This is a genomic window from Novosphingobium taihuense, assembly GCF_007830315.1.
Classification (GTDB): Bacteria; Pseudomonadota; Alphaproteobacteria; order Sphingomonadales; family Sphingomonadaceae; genus Novosphingobium; species Novosphingobium taihuense.
Genome location: NZ_VLKJ01000009.1, coordinates 121,494 through 142,780 on the forward strand (window position 1 = coordinate 121,494; position 21,287 = coordinate 142,780).

A 21,287-nucleotide genomic window follows, 5' to 3' on the forward strand; every position below is an offset into this window, starting at 1 on the left:
CATTGATGCCTGCGACCGTCCAAGCATCGCCGCCGCGGAGCTTTGCCTGCACGACAAGCTTATATCCGTCAGCGAAAACTTTCGTCGTCAAGCGGCCAGGCTCGCTCTCGATGAGCTCGGCATCGATATCCTCCTCAGTGCCGGGCTCGAGTTCGATCGATTAGGCAATCTTGTTTGCCAGCAGCAGATCCAGCGCGAGCCATACCGACACGTCGATCTGGTAATCATATCCAGCTAGGGAATGGGCTCCTGATCCGTCGCCATCATCGCCTTCTTCGACCTGATGCGAGGGTGCTTTATCGTCAATCATGCAGGTCTCCCCCGCCTTTCGTGATGACCAGCCTCATAGAGTTTGAGTATCCACCCCTCATGTGAAACAATCTGCCATCGGGTTCAGGCGTCGCCCATCCGGGATGCGCGATCAGCAAGTCCTCTGCGAGTGAACGGGCTGATGATTTAGTTGCGGAAGCTTCCTAACCCAGAACGCACGATATTGGCCGCTCGGGTGTGCCTGCGCCTGCAACAGTTTCCGACCAAATCACGTCGCTCTGTTGGGGTACATAGAGCACCAGGTTACGCCGACTGCCAATCGAGGCTTATTGTGCTCTTCGTCCGCGGCCGCCGCAAACTCGGACATTCGCGCTTCATTTTGGTGTTATCGATTCCTGCCGTTGGTTCATCACGATTTTTGAAAGGTTGAAGGCCTTGGCCTGGGGCACCGCGTAATTGATTTAGCCACCCTCCTGGATGGTACGAAGTCGCCATGGCGCTTCAATGCAGGAGGGTGACCGATGTCGATCTATGCAGGGTTGGACGTGAGTGACAAGACGACGCATGTCTGCGTGGTCGATGCCGAGGGCAAGGTTCTCCGCCGTGATGTTGTTGCGAGCGATCCGGACGTTTTGCGTTAGCGGATTTAAGGTTCCGCTCTCAGAATGAGTGATCGGGCAGGACGTTTTAGAACATCAATTCGTATTCTCCGCTGTCTAAAGCAGCTTTCGGCGAAAGATGGTTCAGATCAGCCTTTTCGGTGACTTGCGCTATTAGTTATTCCGATGAACAACCGCGTTCTGGCGAAAAACTTGCCAGCATTCTACTGAATCCCAAACGACGGCAGTCCGAGCTTGTATACAAAAGAGGAAATAGCGGCGGCCATCGAGGCCAACCGGTTGGCAGCCGCAGACGCTCTCGCGGCGATTCAGCTTCTTGGTGCCGGTGAGGCTGAAGCGGAAGGCTACGTCCCCGTTCCGCTGTTGGCCGATGGGCTCGATGCTGCGGCCGACATGTTTGGAGAGGCCAGGGGCGATTTCTGGGTCGGCCGGATCGAGACTCGCGATCTCCTCGCCGCATTTGCACACGCGCTCTCTGCCCGGGGTGTCGCGGTGGACCTTGAACCAGATCCGATGCCCGAGACCCACGTTGATCCGGCCGTCGCAGAGCGGTTCCCGAGGCAGGCCACGTCATTCCGCTGCCGCATCATTAGGTCGGGTGCTATATCGGGATCTGGGGTCCTGATCGGCCCCAGTACCGTCCTGACGGCGTGGCATGTGGTTGCGCCGGCCAATGCATATCAGCCCACGGCTGCGATAACGGACGTGACGGTAATGCTTTCCGACGGGCACAGTTACGGCGCATCGGTCGTCGCCGCGTCGCCCTGTTCGGAATGCGAATTCTCGGCGAGGATGCCCGCTAACGACGACGCGGTCGCCGAACTACACGACATGGCGCTTCTCCGCCTTGAAGCGCCAGCTGGAGCTACTCTCGGCTACGCGACCCTAGCTGCCAATCCCGAGCCCTACCGCAAGTCCACGCCGATCTATCTGGTCCACTATCCCGAAGGCGTGGACCGAGGGCTTGGTGAAGGGGTCACCGGCAAGATACGCAAGATCAGCGCTCGGGTCGGACACACGGTGGGATCGGCCGGCGGGTCGTCGGGGGGCGGTTGCTTTGATACGCAGCGCGAACTCGTGGGCATCCATCAGGGAAGGCAGCCGAACGGAAAGGGCCGCTATGTGCCGCTCGAGCGCTTCGTGGAACAGGCGCGGGCGGTGGTTGCCGCCGACATAGCGCCGCCGATCCTGTGGTCCTCGGACGATACGGTCGATGGTCGGCTAGTCATCGGCCGGCGCACCTTCTTCCAGGCCTTCGCGGCCGCATCTGGGAGCGGCCGTGTTCGTGGTATCCATGTCAAGCGTGCCACCCCGGACGATGACCCGTCCGAGCTCGCCTTCACCTACGATCTGCTGAAGAGTCTGGTGGCCCGGAATCCGGCTGCCCGGCTTTGTCGTGTGGCGCTCGGGACGCTGATCGAAGACATCCCGGCCGAGATCATCAGGCGCGTCGCGGACAGTGGCATCTCGGTGGATGCGCTCGAGGAGCGGCCCGGGGTCGCGAAGGGCCAGACGGCGCCCGAGGCGGTCGGGGCGGACCGCGGCCTGCGCGCCGCCGATCTCGTCAACAAGGCGGCGGCTGCCGCCGGCGTGACCATCTGGCTGTTCTTCGATCAGCCTGCCGTGTCCTTCGGCGATGAACAGCGTTCCGCGATGGAGGGGGTGATCGCCAGGTCGCTCAGGCTCGACAACGTCCGCATCGTGGTCGCTGGTCTGGAGGCCGCCGCGATGCCAGGCCAGGACTACTACCCGAACGGACCGCAGGACGGCGCACTCGGCTTGATGGTCGACTTCATCCGTGGGTTCAGCCGCAATGACGTCATCGCTGCGATCGAGCTGGCCAGCAGGGCGGCCGGCGCCGACCTCGGCGATGCAGGGGCGGGTATGCTGGCTGATCAGGCGATCCAAGGGCTGCCCGCCAACAACCAGATAATTTCTGCCAGTCTTTCGGCGGAAGTGGCTTCGCGGCTGTCTGGGCCGATAAGGTCAATGTTTAGGGAGAGGTCGAGTGGTTGACGCCCGCCTTCCACGAGGGCCGGAAGGTTTTTCCGAGGCACTCGAATATGCGGCCCTGTCAGGTCCTTTCGATCCGAGGGCGGCACTCGCTGCCATCAGTCGGGAGTCGCGCCAGCGGGCGGCGGAAGCCGCATCCGCTCTGGCCGCCGTCTGCGACACCAATCCCGACGAAAGCGACACCTGGTTACTGCTGGCACCCAATCGGCAGCAAGTGCTGAGGGCACTCAGGGCGTCCGGAAGGCTCCAGGACGCCATCGAGCGCCGTCGCACGGACAGCGCTGGCACAATCACGGCTGACCTCTTGGACGCACTTTCCGACACCGGGGCATTCACGCTTCAACGGGTCGGAGATGCTCTCGGGTCGGCGGGGCGCGAGGTGCTTGTACGGGTCGCGACGGTTCTCGACTGGGCTGGCGAGTTCGCCGCCGCGGCTCCTTTGCTCGAGTCGTCCCGAACGGCGATCAAGCGATTGGACCTTCTCGCGAGGGGGCAGAACATCCGGGAACAGCCCTTCGTTGGGCGCGCGTCTGAGATCAAGCGGCTGATGTCACTGCTGGCGCAGCCCGTTCGGCGGAACGTACGAGGCGTGTTCATGAGTGGACCGCCCGGGATCGGCAAGTCGGCACTCATGGAGCAGGTCATCCTTAGGCACTCCGACGAGTTTGGCAGTGTCGTCGTGCGGCTCGACTTCGACCGCGCTGGCCTGGACGTGACCGATCTCCGATCGCTCACGATGGAGGCGTCGCGTCAGATCGCCGACAGGATCGGCAACGCCGCCCGGGACCTTTTCGACGAGCGCTTGCGCACTGCCGGCCTGCGGGAGGGATCGGAAAGTGTGCTCGAGACGCGCCGTGCGTTCCCAGAGTCTCTCGCGGCGACGCTCGCCCGGACCCTGGAGGCGGCGCACCGGCCGCTGCTCGTCGTCATCGACACGCTTGAATCGCTTCAGGCTCGGGGCGAAACCCATCTGCGGCAACTGTTCGACTGGCTTCAGCTCCTGTCGGGTTTGGGCGTGAACCGGATGAGCGTCCTAGTCGCCGGCAGGGCCGCACCGCCGGCTGAATTCGACAGGGTGGTCGGCGACCCGGTCGTCTTGGAAGGATTGAGTGAGCCCGCGGCGCTCGAGCTCGCCACCCGCCTTGAGGTCGAGCCCTCCAGTCGCCACGTGGTCGTCGATCGTGCGGCGGGCGTCCCACTCGCCATAAAGCTCGCGGCTGATATCGTTCGGAGTGATGGGATCGGGGCCCTCCCGCGTGACAGGCTGAACCCGAAGCTCGCGAGCGCGATGCTCTACAGGATCCTGCTTTCGAGGATCGATGACGACACTTTGCGGGATCTCGCCCATCCAGGCCTAATCGCCCGGCGGATCAGCGCGGACTTGCTGCAGGACGTCATCGGCCCTGCGGTGGGGCTGCCGAGGTTCGGCGACGAGCGGGCGCGCGAGCTCTTTGATTCACTCGCTCGGCAACATTGGCTGGTAGAGGCCGATCCGAGTGAACCCGGCTTCGTCCGGCATCGTGGTGACATCCGCCGCGACCTGCTGCCGCTGCTCTATCAGGACAAGCCGCAGCTCTGCGCGCGCATTGACCGTGAGGCGGTCAAGTGGTTCGCTGCGCGCGACGACGACGCGAGCGCTATCGACGCCCTTTACCATCGGCTCCAGCTTCTCAGGCGATCACCGACGCGGCCTGCGATCCCGGAGCGGCTGGCTCGGCTCATGGATGCCGCGACCCTCCAAGAGTTGCCAGAGACGGCCCAGGTGATGGTCAAACAGGTGGTCGGGGATTTCAGCAGTACGTCTCCGAACCTGTCGGGGCAACCTTCCTGGAGCGATGAACCGCGGGTCGTCCGGGATCTCGTGAACATAATCTCCAAGGCCGACTGGGCCGAGGGCCGGGCGCTCGTAAATCGCATCGAGCGCACCTCAGGGATCGACCCGAGGAGCCGGTTGGCGGACGCCGTCAGAGCGTTCTGGTGGCGAGCGGGACAGTGGTACGATGCGAACTGGTTGCTGCGGGAACGCGATCGCATGGGGGGGGATGACACCGATCTGCGGCAGCTCGAGCCGCCGCTGGCGGTCGCCCGCATCGAGATGCGCGGTGAGTATGGTCGCGCGGCCCAACTGCTCAAGCGCCCGAATGAGCTCCTGCGGGATACGCCGCTGATATCCGGGCTGACCGGCATCAGCCGATATGGCGGGCTCGCCTTCCGCCTCCAGCGGGTGGCCCCCGACATGCTGGGTTCGTTTGAGATCGAGGAGGCACCGGATCCGGTGCAATCCGCCTTCAACCGCTGGTCGGCTGAAGGGCCCGGACAGTGGGATGATGGCGCCATAGAATTTGTTCATCGCCGACTACTGTCAGTGGGTGTCAGCCTTCAAGGACCTGCGCGCCCGTGGGTCGAGACCCAGATGATGGCATCTCTGACCCCATACGCGGGAATGGTGGTGAACTTGGCCCAAGGCGATCGTCTCCTGTCGTCCAGGGCGCGGGAAGCGGTCGCTACGCTTCTTGCCGGACCCCATTCGCCCCTCTTGCTTGCCGACGAGATCGCTGTCCCGCCGCACGCGGGTGTCGACATCGAGCCAATCACGGCGATCGCCAACGCCGGGCTTTTCGCGGAGTGGGCGGAGGCACTCGGCTATGTGCTCGAGCACCCGAACCTCCGGAGCATCGGCCGCGCCGCTGACAACTGGCGACGGACGATCGCGGGAGACTGGAAATACGGTCCTGCTGTTCCCCGCGGATGGAAGCCTCAGCTGATCGACGAGGTCTTGAAGGCGCGAATACATCGGCATCAGAATAGCCCCGCGCCTCGCGAGCTCGCGTTCATCCAGCTCTCCGCCTGGGTTCCGCACCTTGGGTCGGGTGAGGCCGTGTGGGACCTCATCCAGCGTAGGTCCGCAGGGGCCCTGGCATCTGCATCGCGCGCACGTGTCGAGGGAGGGTTCGCAGCGGCCGCGGCCAAGCTCCGCCAATACAAGGTTCCGACAGCCTTCGTGCCGTCGATTATCACGTTGATCGAGGCGAGGTATTAGAAGGGGAGGAGATACGATGGACGAAGTTGATGTCGAGGCGCTCCGCGTTGCAATGACTCCGGATATGGTGGAAGCCATACGGGCGAAGGCGCAGCGCGGCACGTTACCGCCCGCCGCGATGGCGGGGCTGTCCCGCGCGGCGATCGAGGCGATCGCCACCGACGTGGCACCGCTGGAGAGCGTCGTTCCGCTTGCCGCCTTGGAGGCGATCGTCCAACTCACCGGTCGCCCTCCGCTGTTAGTCCGCAATGGATCGATCGTCATGGAGCCGCTGACAGACCTCCCCGGCGCTGATGCGCTGGTCATCGGGACGGAGGCGCTCCTGCCTTCCGTGGGACGCGTCGAGTTCCGCAACTACGACATGGCTTGGGGCGGGACCGGCTGGGTCGTCGCGCATGACGGCGCCGACCTCCTGGTGGTGACCAACAGGCACGTCGCAAAACTCGTGGCGCGCCGCACTTTCGACGGGAGCGGCGTGTTCATGCGCTCACCGGCGGGCCCGCTCTACGGCTCGTCGATAGACTTTGGCGAGGAGGTCACCAGCGTAATTGGGGATACGTCGAGGACGGTAAAGGTGACATCCATCGACTACATCGCCGACGATCTAGAGGCCGACGTGGCGCTCCTTCGCGTCGGTGCACCGGCGCTCACCCCGACCCCGCTCGATCTTGCTGACAGAGAGGCGGCGTATGGCGATCTGGTGGCGCTTATTGGTTATCCTGCCTACGACTCCCGGAACGATGCGGCGGCGCAGTCCCGCTATTTCCGCGACCTTTACGATGTGAAGCGCGTTGCTCCCGGCCGTGTCACGCAGGCTCTCGGCGGTGACAGCCTGCTGAGCCATGACTGCACTAGTCTGGGAGGAAACTCGGGTTCGCCTCTGATCGCTCTTGCGGACCGAAAGGTAGTGGGTCTGCATTTCGCCGGTCTCTATGGCAAACGGAACAGCGCGGTCGGCGTTGGGACGCTGAAGAAGCTGCTTGCGGGCGAGCGTCTGCTGGCGGTTGTGCCCAAGATGCCGGCTGAGCGCGCAGACGGCATCCACCCAGCGACCTACTTCACTGACCGCGAGGGATTCGCGACCCGTGACTTCCTCGGCGGGGTCGCGACCCCTTGGCCGAAACTGTCCAGCGAGGCGGCTGATGGTCTATCCCAGCCATCGGACGCACCCACAGAACCGGGTGAGATACGCTACACCCACTTCGGAGTAAAGTATTCCGGCCGACTGAAGATGCCGGTCATGACGGCCGTCAACATCGATGGCAAGAACGCGGTTAGAATCAAGCGGTCGGGGGACCAGTGGTTCGCCGACGAGCGCGTCCCGCTCGACGTCCAGCTTGTAGCGAAGAACTTCAAAGACATAGAGATCGACCGGGGCCATATGGTTCGCCGCGAGGATCCCAACTGGGGTCCGGACGCCAAGAAGGCCAACTTCGACACATTCCACTACGTGAACGCCGTGGCCCAGCACAGTCGCCTCAACCAGGGCAAGCAGCTGTGGCAGGGACTGGAGAACTACATTCTTGATAGCGCGCGCACCGCCGGATTCCGAGTGTGCGTCTTCACTGGGCCCGTGCTGACAGATGGAATGGAGTCAATCGATGGCGCGCTCGTGCCCCGGGAGTTTTGGAAGCTGATCGCGGCCGTTAACCAGGAGACTGGCGGCCTCCACGCCACGGCCTACCTGCTGAGCCAAGGGGAACTAATTCGGGCGCTGCTAGAAAAGCGGAGCAGATCCGAGGCTAACGAGGGTCTGAATCTGGGCGCCTACAGAACTTTTCAGATTGCTATCGCCGACCTCGCGGACGCGACAGGGCACGATTTTTCCGCCTACGCCGCGGCAGATCCGCTCCGGAGGATAACCGAAGGCTTGGCCGACGGTGCGCCGCCGACGTTTACGCCGCTTGAAGGCCTAAATTCGATTACGCTCTAGGCGAGAAGTTGAGGGAAAGCCTAGAGCGCATACAGCACGCCACCTCTGACCTAGAGTTGCCGATCTGCACTCAGGATAGCGCCAGCGCGCCGGCGGGCTGTAACCAAGCTTCACGGAAGGTATGGATAGGCAAAATCGCGGTCAAAATTAGTCGAGTTAAGTCTTTGCTCGCGCTATTGGTAGGAGGGTGCGCGATGACCGCCGAGATTTCGAATGAACACGGATGAACCAAGAACCGGCGAAGCCCCCCAAAGATGAAAGCGGCGGCTCCAGCCCGGTCGGGCGCGGGGGTGCCGGCACCTATATCGAGGGGGAGCTTGGCGCTTATTATCTGCTCCAGATGTTGGCCGGCAGCGAAGCGCGCGGCCTCCCCGATGCCCTGATCGAGCGGGTTCAGTTCCAGGGCATGGATGAAGGCTATGCGCTTGACGATCTGATCGTCCACGCGGTGTCGAAAAACGGAAGCTCGATTCTCGAAATTCAGTCGAAGCGCACTGCCACATTCGCGCCGAAGGACCCGATCTTCATCAGCGTATGTGACCAAATCGCGCGCAGCGCGCCGGACAGTCCCCCGACCGACCGCCACCTTCTGGCGGTCGCAATCCAGCGCACCAGTTTCGCGATCTCCGGCCCGTATCAGGATGTGCTCGCCTGGGCGCGCTCAGCGGCATCAGGCTCTCAATTCTTCGCCCGGCTTGCGCTCAAGGGCGTTGCCAGCCCGAAGATGCGCGACTTCGGCCAGGCGTTCCGGACCCATCTTGTAGCGCATGGGATCGCGGACGACGACGAGGTGATCTGGAGTATTATCCGACGCTTCCTGATCCTTGAATTCGACTTCGAGTCCGGCGCACCACAGGCGCGGGACTATGCGCTCATGCTGGCGCGACAAGTGCTCGCGCCCGAAGATGCCGACCGCGCCGAGGGGTTTTGGAGCGATCTTATCGCGCTGGTCATCAAGACCGGCACTACCGGTGGATCGCTCACGCGCCGGGCGCTGATCGACACGGTGACGGCACACGGATTTCGCCTCGCTGGCGACCGGAACTTCCTCTTGGCCCGCAGCAAGCTCTCGGACATGTCGCGCCATGCCCTCACGGACATCGGGACGAGCGTTGGCGGGATCACCCTGCCTCGCCTGAGCGCTTTGGCGGCAGTGGAAGAGGCGCGCGACGCGCACCGCTTCATCGAAATTACCGGCGATCCCGGCGTCGGCAAATCCTGGGTGCTGCGCCACCTTGCCGAAAGGCAGGCGCGCGAAGGCCAGGTCATCGTCTTCGATCCGATTACAACACCTGACGGGGGCTGGTCTGCGCTCTCGGAGCGCCTCGGCATCCCAGCGACCGCCAGGGAATTTCTCGGCGATATCGCGGCCAGCGGCGGCGGAATCCTGTTCATCGATGGCCTCGAGATGTTCGCGGCACCGGAGCGGCAGCGCACGGTCAACGACGTCCTGCGGGAAATCGCAAGTATCGAGGGGTTTTCCGTTGTCGTCTCGACGCGGCCCGATCTCGGCGTCGAGGGCAGCAGCTGGCTGGCCGAAGACGCCATCGCCAGGTTCGGCGCCCCGCATCGCGTGCTCGTGGGAGAGCTCGATGAGGACGAGGTCGCGGTTCTGATCGAGATGGCGCCGGAATTGCGCGCCCTGTTGTTGCCGGACCATCCGGCCGCTCCAATCGCTCGCAATCTGTATCGGCTGACCCAGCTGCTGAAAGTGCCGAGCACGGTTGACATCCGCACCGAAGCAGCGCTGGCGCACCATTGGTGGGACAGTGCCGATGGGGCGGAGACTAAAGACAAACGTGCAGCCCAGCGCCTGCTCGCCGGACTGGCGGAAGCGGTGCTTAGCGGTCGCGACACGATCGATGTGGCCACCGATTCGGACGCACGCACACATTTGTTGAACAGCCGGAGCTTGAGCGAAACGCACCGGGACAAGCTGGGTTTCGGCCATGACGTGCTGCGCGACTGGGCGATCGGCGCGCGCCTGGACGAAGACATCACTCTGCTTGATGGCGTCGACCTGACGGTGCCGCCCTCGCCGCGCCTCGCACGCGGTATCGAGTTTGCTGGTCGGTTTGCGTTGGAAAGTGCGACAGACGGTGCTGCATGGCGGTTGCTACTCGACGCTCTGGGCCGCCCTGGCGCGCACGCAGCGTGGCGGCGGCAGGCGCTCCTCGCCATCACGAGGTCTGAGCTTTCGGCGGAGCTGCTCAGCCGATGCTCCAAGACGTTGCTCGCGCAGGGCGGTGCGCTCCTCATCGAGCTCTGCACCGCGATCATAGCGGTAGAAACGATGTCGGCGGCGGTGCTGTTCGCCCAGATCAAGGCCGCGGGGTTCGAGGTCCCTGAAGGCACGGCGGCTCTTCGCACGGCATCCTCACCATCAGCGCCCGCGGTATTGATGTGGTGTTTCAACCATCAGGCCCAGATCCCGGTTCACGCGATCGCGTCCGTGGTCAAACTCGTGGAGATCCAGTTCTTCCTGGCGATGACCAATTCCGCCTACGGACAAGCGACCGCCGGGATGCTCTTCGATTGGCTGTTGCAGCTCGACGTGCGAGAAACGGCGATCGCCATCCCGTCGCCGGCGGATGCCCCGAGATTGGCGGGTGACGAGCGCTGGCGCATGATCGAAGATCTTCGCAGCATGACGCTGCTCCTCGCGGCCAACGCACCGGAGAAGGCAAAAGCCTATCTGCGAACGGTGGCGAGAGAGAACGACATATACAAGGTCAAGGCGATCCGGCCGTTTAGTAAGGCCCTTGCGAGCGTCGCGCCCGCGGAACTTGCGGCGCTCATCGAAGCCAGCCTCATCGAGAAGCCGCGCAAGAGACGGTCGCGCGGCGAGTCGACGGGCCGCGTCTTTGGTTTTGCGGATAGCGACTATTTGCCGGCCTCGCCGGCACAGCCCCCGTTTCTCGAGCTCCTCGATGTCGATCCACAAATCGGTCTTGCGCTCATTCGAACGCTCGTCGCAGCGTCCGTCGACGGTCATGCCGATGGCAAGACGACTGAGACGAATGGCTTCACGATCGTCGTCGACGGCACGCCGCGCATCTTCCCATGGGTCCAGACCTATTTCTGGTCGCGCCAATCTCAGGCGCCAGAGTCCTCGGTCGGTTCGGCGCTGAAAGCTCTCGAAGCTTGGTCGCATGAGCGGCTCGATCGGGGCGAGGAAGTCGCGACGGTGTTGCAGGACATTCTTGGGCCAGAGGGAAGCTGCGCTGCCTATCTCGTGGTCGCGATCGACGTCCTCATGTCCCATTGGCCAGCGACACGCGACGCGCTCGTTCCGTTTGTGGCCAACCCGCATATCCTCGCAAGTGATCGCGATCGCGCGTCAATCGAGATGTTCGCAGGCATGATGGCCGGCGAGAAAGAGCCGAGCGGCCGCGTGCTGCTCGCTGATCTTGCAAAACGCGGCTCCCGTCGCTTCACGCTCGAGGAGCTGATGTTCTTTTACTTGGGCGACGACGATGCCAGTTCCGCCGTCAGGCGGCTTCTTGCCCAAGCGGTAGATGAGCTTGGACCTTATGAGGAGAGTGACACGTTTCGCTATCCCGCGTTCATGGGCGCCCATGCATTGAACCTTTTGGACCGTGCAAATTGGGTCGAGGCCGACGGCCAATTTAGCTTCGTGCCGCCGCCGGCCGAAGCCGAGCATCTGGCGCGCCTCGAAACAGCAAGCCGCGCCCGCGCGCTGTCGAGCGATATCGGGGCGAAAATCCAGCTTGCGACAAACGATCCGGCGCGAGGCTCGGCGGAAACCGCGCGCCAAGCGGCGGAGTATGCGGCGGGCGATCTGCCCGATGACCGTGATGAAGACTATCTCAAGGCACGGTCCACCCGCCTCATCGCCACCGCCATGCTCGTAGCGCGCGACGGCGACGACGCCCTTCTTGCCGAATATGAAGCCTGGGTCCGGGCAGTCATCGATATCGCTTTGATCGAGGAGATGGACGCCTACGGCTCCGGCGAGACACTGAGCTTCAACCGGCCCGGGATGGCAATTTGCGCACTCGTTCATCTTTGGCATCGGCGCAAGTTGAGGGCAGACCGCGGTCGCCTCGTGGAAGCCGCTGTGCGCGGGGACCGAGCAGCGATCCCGGCGTTCATCGCCGCCCGGGGGACGATCGATGATGCTGATCCGCGCGTCATCAAATCCGCGATCCGGATGGCGCTCGCACGTCGTCGCTATCGGTGGCACCCCTATAATGATGACCCTGCCGACAAGATCGCCTATGAGGCGCAGCGCGCGCGACAGGACGGCGAGGCCGTTTCCGCAGAGATCGCGTGGCTGGACGGCGGGCCCGAGCCTGACTGGCCAGCGCTGCCCGACGAGAGACCGTCTCTGCGGAACCGGCCACGTGCGATCCTCTCGCGCGACCGGGCACGAAGCAAGTTCGAGCAGGACGAGGCGGAGGAAAGCTGGACGCCGCGGTCGAAAAAGGCTTCTGTTCATGTCGAGACGCAGGGCATCGCGAAGTGGCTCGCGCTTTTAAACCAAGAGGGCTGCCTGAGACCGGAGTGGTTCGAGGAGATTGTCGATACCTACGCTCCCTGGTCGGCACGGCTTAACGCGCATGGCTATTCCGCCGACGCCGAGCTCGACCGATCCCCGGACGACTGGAACCAGCAATTTTATTTGCTGGTCGCTGCGGTCATTATGGATACGGCGCAGGACCGGCTCGATGCCCTCCTAAAACCGATCCTGGAACTTCCGGACCGTTCATTTTGCGACGTAGCCGACACCCTCACTCGCGCGGCGGATGCCTGCTACTTCAATGAGCGGGGGCGCCCGGCCGATCGCGCCTGCGCGATCCGGCGGCAGCTGGTGACGCGCACCATGGCTCTCGATCGCTGGGCCTGGGATCGCGGGCCCGGTGAGCTGCGGATAGACTTCGAGTCCGGTCCGACCATCGGCGTCATGCTGATGAACGAATATAATCTGGTGTCGAGCCCCCGAAGCTATCTGGTTCCAGCGGTCTTCGATCGGATCGATCCGCTGCTCGAAACGCTGCGTCCCATGATGCCGGGCGGGCCGACAGCCTTTGTGGCCCTTTGCACGATGAACACCCTCCTGATTGGGCCAACGGCACGTCACCTCGATTTCCTTCTCTTTGCCATCGAATCTTGGCTCGAGGTCACGGGGGGCGACCGGGCGATGTGGCATGAGCTCGCGATCGGCCGAAAGGTCGCGCAGTGGTTCGAAAGCGCGACGAAGGGGGACCCATCGCTTTGTCGTCGCGATCATGCGCAGCGCTTGCGAATTGACGCAATGCTCGGGCGACTGGTCAGCCTTGGCGTTTCCGAAGCCCATGAGCTCGAACTAAAGATCGAGGCGGAACGAAACAGCCCGGCCTAAAGACTCTTGCGGGACAAATGATCGCAACAGCGAGCGGCGCTTCACCGCCGCCCTGCCCGGCGGCTATCAGCCTTACAAACGGCTGGTTTAGGCGCGCGCGGACGTTCCCGCTTCTTCACCGAGACGGCGTATGTTGGTCGGCAGCGACCGCTGGTGTTGAACGTCCGAATGGCCGCTATCCCGTTTTCGCGGACTATAAGCGGACGTTCCGGTTCGTCCGCAACTCCGGTCATTCGGTCGAGCCTTCATCCATCAAGGATGGGGATAGCTGAAGCGCCCCGCCTTGCCATTTCGCCATTGCTGTGGAAGCCTCAAAGGTGCGTCGGTCAGTCCCGGCGCAGAGGCGTGGAAACCTCTGACGAACAAACTCGGTCACCAGTTTTGGCGGCCGGGTGGCATGCGCGCATGTCCAGTCGGCTCTGCCGATAAAGGCGCATGCGCCTGTCGTTCGTCAGGTTTCCAACACCCGGCTCGACCGGCGCCTCTTTCGGAAAAAGGAGCGCCGGTAATGCCTTCACAGTTCAATCTATCTACATCAGCGGGGAGCCCTTTTGCTGCGGCCAACCTCGCCTCATTCTCTGAAGCAGGTCTGCCCTCCGCCGCGACTGGGAGGCTTGCATGAGCGAAACGATCGACCGCGAGCTTACGACTGAGCAGCTAAACCTGCTCGACGACTTCCAGCATTTTGCCATCAAGGAGTTTGCCGGCGGCAACATCCTTCCGGGTATGCTCGGTATAGGCCCGAACATGCACTATACGGATGCAAGCACGGACCGACTGCTGACGCTCATCCAGATCCTCGCGGTCTTGATCGATTTGTGTGGGGAGCGTTCAAAGGCCTTCCATTGGCTCATAGACAACGTTTGCTATAGAGAGATCGTCGGAAACGATCCCTACTTTTGCCTCGAAGACGCAGACGAGAGCGCTGCCTTTGTGATGCTTGGCTGGCTGCAAATCATACAGCGTTTCCGCCCAGCTGACCTGATAGCGCAGATGTTTCGGGCTTCCACAACCTGACTACTGCAGCTGCATCTGAGAATTCGGAAAGCGTCATTAGACACTGCGCGCCGCCCATCGTGACAGAACGATCGAAGCGTGCCGCAATGGTGATTTTTGCCTTTCGAGATTGCTCATACCACGAGCGGATCTCTCCGAGGCAGATTGGAGTGACAAATGGAAAACGAAAAGACAGTGCGTCGTAAAGCGCGCTCCAATGCAGGTTTTGATAAGGAAGCGCCTCTTGAAGCTGCTTCCGCAGGCGCTGCGGAAGCTCCCAATCTGCCAGCAGGCTATGCTGCCTCAAAAAACATAAGTGAAAGGCGCTTTCTTAGCTCAGAACATTTGGACGCACTGTCCCATTACAATACCAAAGAAATGGTGTTGCGCATCTTGCGAGAGACTTCTGAAGAGTACTTCATTAATCTTCTCGAAAATCTTAAGAGAGACATTCGAGAAAAAGATTGCGAAAAAGCAGCCACCAACTTCGCCAACGCGCTTTTCCCATCAGGGACTAAAGGCTAATGGGCCTTATATACCTGCAGAAGTAGTAACAAGGCACGCGTCCCAGTGTTCGGCAACGCGCAATGGGCAAGGTTAGGGTGAAGTCCGCACCGCCAAGGCTACAGACGGGCGGACTTCATCGGCCCGCTACCTACCGGTCTCCCGACAGGCAACGCCACTGGAAAATAAACTTGGGACAAAGGGCAAAGCCACCCTCGCCATTGCTATTGGGCATTGGTGGACTCCTTTTTCCCCGTTGCTGAAGCATCAGCACCAACCAGACCTAGGCCACCCCAATGGGAAATTGTTGGCGGACAAGACTCAACACCCACAGTTCCTCGTGATCGCATCACAGCCAGATCTTTGAGGATGTTTGGAAGAGATATTGATGCGTACTGGCATATTCCAGATTTTCAGCGTAGTATTACATCTTCAATTCAAAAAGCAGATCTGGAGTCACTATTTAAATGTCCGATGATTTTACCGCCACGCGGGAAACACTTATTGCCTTAACCTCTGATATTGTTGCCGCACATGTCAGCAACAACAGCGTGGCTGTTGGCGATCTTCCTACGCTCATTTCGAATGTCTACGGGGCCCTTGCTGGCCTTGATCAGCCCGTCGAAGTCGAAGAGGTACGCCCGGAACCGGCAGTTTCAGTCCGTGCTTCGATCAAGCACGACTACATCGTTTGCCTTGAAGACGGCAAGAAGCTCAAGATGCTCAAGCGGCACTTGATGACGCATTACAATATGACTCCAGAGCAGTACCGCGCGCGCTGGAACCTGCCGGCCGATTACCCGATGGTGGCACCGGCCTATGCAGAGACTCGCCGCAACCTGGCCAAGAAGATCGGTCTTGGACGCAAGCCTGGTGCAACGCAGGCGGTAAAGGCCGCGCCAGCAAAGCGGGCGCGCAAAGCACCAGTGGAGGCTGCTGCAGCCGACGCCTGAGTTTGCAGATCGTCATCTTGCGGGAAGCACCACCGTGTTTCCCGCAAGAGGACATCAGGCTGCAAACAGGTCCCCCTGCCCTGCCCCTCCCCGCTTCCGCTGTGGGACCCGCACAAGGATTGGGGCAACTGAAGGCGCAGCGATCGACGATGCCACACCGATAGTCTCTGACCGCGCCTTGGGGAGAAGTTGCAGGACTTCGGGTTTGACAACGTAGACCACATTGCGCCCTCCCCCTTGGTGGGCATGATTGGTGGCATAGCCCTGATAGAACCGGCTTACGATCCCGGCTTTCACCAGCTCTGAGACAGCGCGACTGACGTTGGCACGGCCGATGGCTCGCACCTGCTCGTCAACGGCCTGCTCGATGCGCTGCGCATCCAATTCAGCATTGCCTGAAAGCGATCCCGCGAGCTCTCCTTCGACCCGTCGCCGCAGGGAGGCTCGACGACCAGGCCGCTCGCTCATCGGCAGGAGCTGTTCGCACAGCCATTCACGCAGCAAGACCGGTCTGCCCTCGCATTTGACGAACGGCCCGGCGTGGCCGCGCTCGTCGGCAAGCTCAGCGATCAATTGCAGGACAAGAAACGCGTAGCGAGGTCTGCTCGATGCTTGCGACAGCAGTGCGTAAATGCCGCCCAGGCCTGGTTTGTGCGTCGAATGCTCCATGGATCAGTATTGAGCACAAAAGGTGAATCATGTGAATCCCCCATGTCGCGCGACCTGCGCTTTGTCATTAGTGACATCTCGCCCGCTGAGCCGAAGTGTCATTAGTGACAGCAAATTGAGGCGGCGTGTTCCTGCGCCCATTAGCGCGCAAATAAAGGCCGGCCCGTAGGCCAGCCTTGGAAAGTTTGGGAGAGGATGCCTGAAAGGCAATGCTGATATGGGTCGCTCCACCAAATGCTGCAAGTGCGAAAGAAGTCTGCATGGTTGCAGTTTTTGCTCATTGCCGCTGGCAGCGGAGCCTGACATCGCGCCAGTTGACTCAGCTCGTAGCCCATGAAGCAGGATCCGGTCCTGCTTTCGGTCCTGAGGTCCAAAAGCGGTTCATGTCGGAACGGCAGAACAAGCGCGCGCATTCTGTGCGAATGCAAATTCATCCATTCCTTGCGGCTGGTCGCCGCCATCATGCCCGATACGCCTAGGCCGCCCCTGAGCTATGCCGTAACGCCTGACGGGCGTTACTTCGTTGTCCGCGGCCGCCTTTGGCGAATGGCAAATCCAGCACTGACCCCAGAGCTACGTGGTCAACTTGTCAGCCAACTCATGTCAGCCAGACGCGCAGTGGGAATGGCCTACAAAGCAGGGAATAAGGCCGCCGAAGCTTCCGCACGTAAAGCTGTCGGTGCTGCGAAACGTGCACTGGGCGAGCGTGGCCCCGTCTGGTGGGACGATGGCGTGCCGGATCTCAACCGGCGAATTGTCCGCAACACACCGTACGCACAGTGGTTCGACAATCCGACACGCGACGAAACAAGCTGACCGTCGCCTGACGTTATTGCACCCACGCCTTTGCAAGGCCGAGGGAAATCAGATGGTCGCCTGCATCCTTTCCATCAACCTTGATGCGGGCAAGCGTGCGACCGTATCTGTCGGTGCCCAATCGTTCGATCTTGATCGCCCCTGCAACAAGAAAATCATCGAGTGCATCTCTGGACTTGATGCCGAGCGCAAAATCGCACCATCTCGGGTTCTTGCCATGACGAAGCTGCTCGCAACGAGGCGAGCCTTCCAGTTCCGGGGCGTCGATGTTGGCGAGACGGATCTTCTCCCCGTCACAGCGGATAGTGTCGCCGTCATGCACTGATACGAGAGTGCAGTCCCCTCCCCTCGCCCAGCCTACAGCAGAGGCAAGCTTGGGGACGGCGTTACTGGCAAATAGGCCTACGGCTCCCAACAGTGCCGCCGCCAACATTCCTGTCACGATTGTCACGCGGCCGCTGCCCCTCGATCGTTGCGCTTTTCGCCGTTGACGACTGACCTCTTCGAAGCTGATCAGGTTAGAACGCTTCCTGCCGTGCCTGAATCTTCGGTGGAGCATGTCGGCCCTCTGATGGAGTTCTGCACCTCTGGCAAGCGAACTGCGGCAAGTGGCACAAGAACGGTGACCACAAGATCGCTTTTAAAGAGTCAACTGACGCTGCGCCGCTTCTGTCTGCTCAGGAGCATCCACCTGCATCCGGATAGCCCGTGCGAGTTCGGCAGCAGCATCCTCTCGCATCCACGGGGTGGGGTCAGAGATGCCGACTCTTGCCCAACCAGGGGCAGTCAGAATGGCTTGAACGATCAGTGCATCATTGATGCGAGACATCACGTCATTGGAATATTAAGAGAACATATTTGCGATACCGTTCGACTCCAGCGCCGCGGGCAACAACTTCTTTGGCATGCGCCGTTCCGCTCACCCGTCAGCCCAAGATATAGCAGGCCCAAGCGTCGATCACGAAGGCCGCGTAGACGAACCCTGACCACGTCGCGACGTCGATAAAGTCCGACACCCACAGCATGTTCGGTGCCGGGGCGTGGAACTGGCGGGTGACCTGATCGAGCGGACACGCCGCCGCCTTGTCGCTGATCGTGGTCTTCACTGGCTTACCCCGGATCACGCCTTGCCGGCCGAGATCGCGCATCAGCCGCCCCACCGAGCATCGGGCAATATCGAAGCCTTCGCGCTGCATCTGCCGCCACACCTTGCGCACGACATAGACCTCGAAGTTGGCGTCGAACACGCGCCGAACTTCGGGCTTCATCGGCTCGTCGCGCTGTCCAACTCGACAGTCACGGCTTCACAGGTGCCAAATTTGGACCCACCTACACCAAGGGTTTCACAGAATAATACGAGACGTTGCAGTTGTAAGGCGGCAAGCCCAGCCTCCAAGGGTAGGGTCGTAGAGGAAAGCTCAGGCACGCCATCTGCGAATGGCTCGGCTGAAACCTGAAAGGGGAGGCCTTGGCACCTGCTATTGCAGAAGGTTGCCTGGAAGTTGAAACAGGGCTGAGTCGCAGTAAATCACTGGCAGCTGAAAATCCTTTTTACCAGTGGCTTGCTTGTTCCGTGGCGAGCTCAAAGCCGAAGTACAACTCAAGGTCTCAGGAGGCGCGTTCATCAATCTCGCGATTTTGCTGAACGAAAAATCTCATAATAAGGTTGTGCCAGTGTAGGGGATTCACAGGAGTCACGTTATGTGCTTTCTTGAATCACCAAATGTTCCAGACCGCGATCCTCCCCGGCCCGTCCTCTCCCGGCGCGATGTCTTCCCTCCTGGATTGCCTTTCCCAGGCCAGTTCGCGCCCGCGCTATGCCTTCATGGTGCTTAGCCTGATTGCCGAAGCGGCTGATTCAAGCGGAGAAGCGGGGCCCTTCGTCCAGCGCGGGCGCCAGCAGATGACCTTGCGGGACTGGCTTTGTGACAGTCTGGCCCCGATGGGCGGGCGCGATCCGCGGCGCATTGCCCTTGCCGAAAGGGTCAAGTCCGACCTGATCCTCGAAGATCGCATGCCGCAAGACCCGACAGAAGCGGCCGCCGCGATCGAGGACGAGGTTCGCCTGAGGGTTCGCGCCTCGGGCAAGACCAACCTCAGCCGGGCCGTTTCGGAGCTGGTCGAGGCAGGGCTGGTGCGCCGCTGCTACAAGGGCTACGCGATCGATCACGAGAACCGTGGTCGTCAGCGTCATGCGGTCTATGTGCTGCAAGGCATGGCACGTTGCCTTCTGCCACAATCGAGACCGGTGCCGCCCGCGCGCCGTGCCATACCGGTGCAAGGCGAGTTTCGCTTTAGCTGACGGGAACTGCCCGCAGCGCTGAACATTGAAGACAGCAATGACACAGCCCCAATGGCTTTCGCTGGCCACTCTCGGCGGAATGATGGCGCTGTTCCTGTGGGGGCGCTTCCGATACGACGTGACGGCAGTGATTGCGCTGCTGTTCGCGATAGCGATTGGTGTGGTCAGTCCCAAGGCAGCTTTCACCGGCTTTTCGGACGATATCGTCGTTATCGTGGGTTCCGCCCTGGTGCTTTCGGCTGCGGTCCAGCGCTCGGGCATGATCGAAAGCGTTCTGCAATCGCTCGCCCAGCGCATCCGCAGCCCGCAAGGGCAGATGCTGGCGCTGTCGACAGCCGTCGGCCTGTCGTCGGGCTTCATCAAGAATGTCGGCGCGCTGGCGATGCTGATGCCCGGAGCCGTGCAGATGGCGCGGCGCAACAAGGCCTCGCCTTCGCTCTATCTCATGCCGATGGCCTTTGCCTCGCTGCTCGGCGGCCTCACCACGCTGATCGGCACGTCGCCCAACATCATCGTCAGCCGCGTGCGCGAGGAGATGACCGGCGAGCCCTTCCGCATGTTCGATTATCTTCCTACCGGCCTCGCGCTTCTGGCCGTGGGGCTTGTGTTCCTGTCCGTAGGCTGGCGTCTGCTGCCGACCGACCGGCAGGCCGCACAAGGCATGTCCGAGGCCATCAACATCTCCGCCTACGTGATCGAGGCAACAGTCAGCGAAGGTTCGCCCGTCGTCGGCCTGTCGTTGGCAGACTTCGTTGCGCGGCACGAAGGGGAAATCGAGGTCGCGGGCCTCCTGCGCGGCGACATGCGCGGCGCGGTCTCACCCGAAACCCATATCGACGAAGGCGATGTGCTGATCCTCAGCGGCGAGCCCAACCGGCTCGAACAGGTTGTCGGGGCCGACAGATTGGTCTTGGCCGGAGACGAGGGCGGTAAGGGTCAGGCTGATGGCATCGGCGTCATCGAAGCGGTCATCCATGCCGATTCCGCCCTGATCGGCCGCACCGCCGGGCGCCTGCAGATGCGCGACAGGCTCGGCGTGAACCTGCTCGCCATCTCGCGCGGCGGTGAGACCATCGCGAACAAGCCGGGCAACACCGTGCTTCAGGCAGGAGACGTCATCGTCCTGCAGGGCCAGCTCGACGTCCTGCCTGCGAGGCTCGCGGAAATGGGCGCGCTTCCCCTTGCCGAACGCAAGATCGGCCTCGGCTCGCCCCGCACGCGCTGGCTTCCCCTGATCATTCTGGCGGGCGCGATGATCGCCGCGGGCAGCGGCTTCGTGCCGGCAGCACTCGCCTTCTTCGCAGCGGCCGGGCTTACCGTAATCACCGGAGCGCTGCCTGCCGACGCTGCCTACAAGGCGATCGAGTGGCCGATCCTGATCATGCTCGCGGCACTTATTCCAGTCAGTGAATCCCTGCAGACTACCGGCGCATCCGATGTGATCGCCAAGGTGCTGGCCGACCTTGCCGTCACGCTTCCGGCATGGGGCGCAGTCGCGCTGATCCTCGTTGCCGCGATGGCCGTCACCCCGTTCCTCAACAATGCCGCGACGGTGCTGGTCATGGCGCCGATTGCGGGCGTCTTTGCCGAGCAGCTCCACTACCGTCCTGAAGCGTTCCTGATCGCCACTGCCATCGGTGCGGGCTGCGATTTCCTCACGCCCATCGGCCACCAGTGCAATACGCTGGTGCTGGGTCCAGGCGGGTATCGCTTCGGCGATTACGCGCGTTTGGGTGCGCCACTCTCGGTGCTGGTCGTGCTGATCGGGACGCCGTTGGTCCTGTGGTTCTGGCCGCTGTAAACGCG

14 protein-coding genes and 2 pseudogenes are annotated in these 21,287 nt (G+C 61.9%); 11 read left to right on the forward strand and 5 right to left on the reverse strand.

Annotated features, from left to right (window positions below):
- Positions 1 to 160: 160 nt before the first annotated feature.
- Positions 161 to 310 (reverse strand): hypothetical protein, encoded by a 150-nt coding sequence (locus IQ25_RS21070; RefSeq protein ID WP_158637778.1) that lies wholly within the window; start codon positions 308 to 310, stop codon positions 161 to 163.
- Between the two features lie 481 nt (positions 311 to 791).
- Between IQ25_RS21070 and IQ25_RS21230 the strand changes: the two are divergent.
- The 8 genes and pseudogenes from IQ25_RS21230 to IQ25_RS16515 form a co-directional block, all read left to right on the forward strand.
- Positions 792 to 905, forward strand: a pseudogene (locus tag IQ25_RS21230) (IS110 family transposase); the annotation flags it as partial.
- Positions 906 to 1,124: 219 nt separating this feature from the next.
- Positions 1,125 to 2,906, forward strand: a complete 1,782-nt coding sequence (locus IQ25_RS16485; RefSeq protein WP_144907367.1) for a trypsin-like serine peptidase — start codon at positions 1,125 to 1,127, stop codon at positions 2,904 to 2,906.
- A complete protein-coding gene (locus IQ25_RS16490; protein WP_144907368.1) occupies positions 2,899 to 5,943 on the forward strand; it encodes an ATP-binding protein in 3,045 nt (1,014 codons plus the stop codon). Before IQ25_RS16485 ends, IQ25_RS16490 begins: the two co-directional genes overlap by 8 nt.
- Before the next feature lie 16 nt (positions 5,944 to 5,959).
- Entirely contained in the window at positions 5,960 to 7,876 is a 1,917-nt protein-coding gene (locus IQ25_RS16495; RefSeq protein ID WP_220094553.1) for a DNA/RNA non-specific endonuclease, read from the forward strand.
- 223 nt (positions 7,877 to 8,099) lie between these two features.
- On the forward strand, positions 8,100 to 13,241 hold the full coding sequence (locus tag IQ25_RS16500) for an AAA family ATPase (protein ID WP_144907369.1): 5,142 nt from the start codon (positions 8,100 to 8,102) through the stop codon (positions 13,239 to 13,241).
- 618 nt (positions 13,242 to 13,859) lie between these two features.
- Positions 13,860 to 14,258, forward strand: coding sequence for a hypothetical protein (locus IQ25_RS16505; protein ID WP_144907370.1), 399 nt, complete (start codon positions 13,860 to 13,862; stop codon positions 14,256 to 14,258).
- Between the two features lie 156 nt (positions 14,259 to 14,414).
- Complete coding sequence (locus IQ25_RS16510; protein ID WP_144907371.1) at positions 14,415 to 14,762, forward strand: hypothetical protein; 348 nt, start codon at positions 14,415 to 14,417, stop codon at positions 14,760 to 14,762.
- Between the two features lie 446 nt (positions 14,763 to 15,208).
- Positions 15,209 to 15,694 carry a MucR family transcriptional regulator gene (locus IQ25_RS16515; RefSeq protein ID WP_144907372.1) on the forward strand — a complete coding sequence of 162 codons (486 nt, stop codon included), beginning with the start codon at positions 15,209 to 15,211 and terminating at the stop codon, positions 15,692 to 15,694.
- A 54-nt stretch (positions 15,695 to 15,748) separates the two neighbouring features.
- Here the strand turns inward: IQ25_RS16515 and IQ25_RS16520 are convergent, their stop codons facing one another.
- Positions 15,749 to 16,267, reverse strand: a complete 519-nt coding sequence (locus IQ25_RS16520; RefSeq protein WP_258537056.1) for a hypothetical protein — start codon at positions 16,265 to 16,267, stop codon at positions 15,749 to 15,751.
- Positions 16,268 to 16,987: 720 nt separating this feature from the next.
- Between IQ25_RS16520 and IQ25_RS21445 the strand changes: the two genes are divergently transcribed.
- Positions 16,988 to 17,179, forward strand: coding sequence for a hypothetical protein (locus IQ25_RS21445; protein ID WP_338112229.1), 192 nt, complete (start codon positions 16,988 to 16,990; stop codon positions 17,177 to 17,179).
- Between the two features lie 13 nt (positions 17,180 to 17,192).
- Here IQ25_RS21445 and IQ25_RS16530 read toward each other — a convergent pair whose 3' ends face one another.
- The 3 genes and pseudogenes from IQ25_RS16530 to IQ25_RS16540 all read right to left on the reverse strand — a co-directional run.
- Entirely contained in the window at positions 17,193 to 17,630 is a 438-nt protein-coding gene (locus IQ25_RS16530; protein WP_258537057.1) for a thermonuclease family protein, read from the reverse strand.
- 189 nt (positions 17,631 to 17,819) lie between these two features.
- Entirely contained in the window at positions 17,820 to 18,008 is a 189-nt protein-coding gene (locus IQ25_RS21450; protein WP_144907373.1) for a DUF6771 family protein, read from the reverse strand.
- Positions 18,009 to 18,108: 100 nt separating this feature from the next.
- Positions 18,109 to 18,462, reverse strand: a pseudogene (locus tag IQ25_RS16540) (IS3 family transposase); the annotation flags it as partial.
- Positions 18,463 to 18,902: 440 nt separating this feature from the next.
- Between IQ25_RS16540 and IQ25_RS16545 the strand changes: the two are divergent.
- Complete coding sequence (locus tag IQ25_RS16545; protein ID WP_246415802.1) at positions 18,903 to 19,481, forward strand: hypothetical protein; 579 nt, start codon at positions 18,903 to 18,905, stop codon at positions 19,479 to 19,481.
- A gap of 37 nt (positions 19,482 to 19,518) precedes the next feature.
- The gene (locus tag IQ25_RS16550; protein WP_144907374.1) at positions 19,519 to 21,282 is read left to right on the forward strand and encodes an SLC13 family permease; all 1,764 of its coding nucleotides are present in this window, start codon (positions 19,519 to 19,521) and stop codon (positions 21,280 to 21,282) included.
- The last annotated feature ends 5 nt before the right edge of the window (positions 21,283 to 21,287 follow it).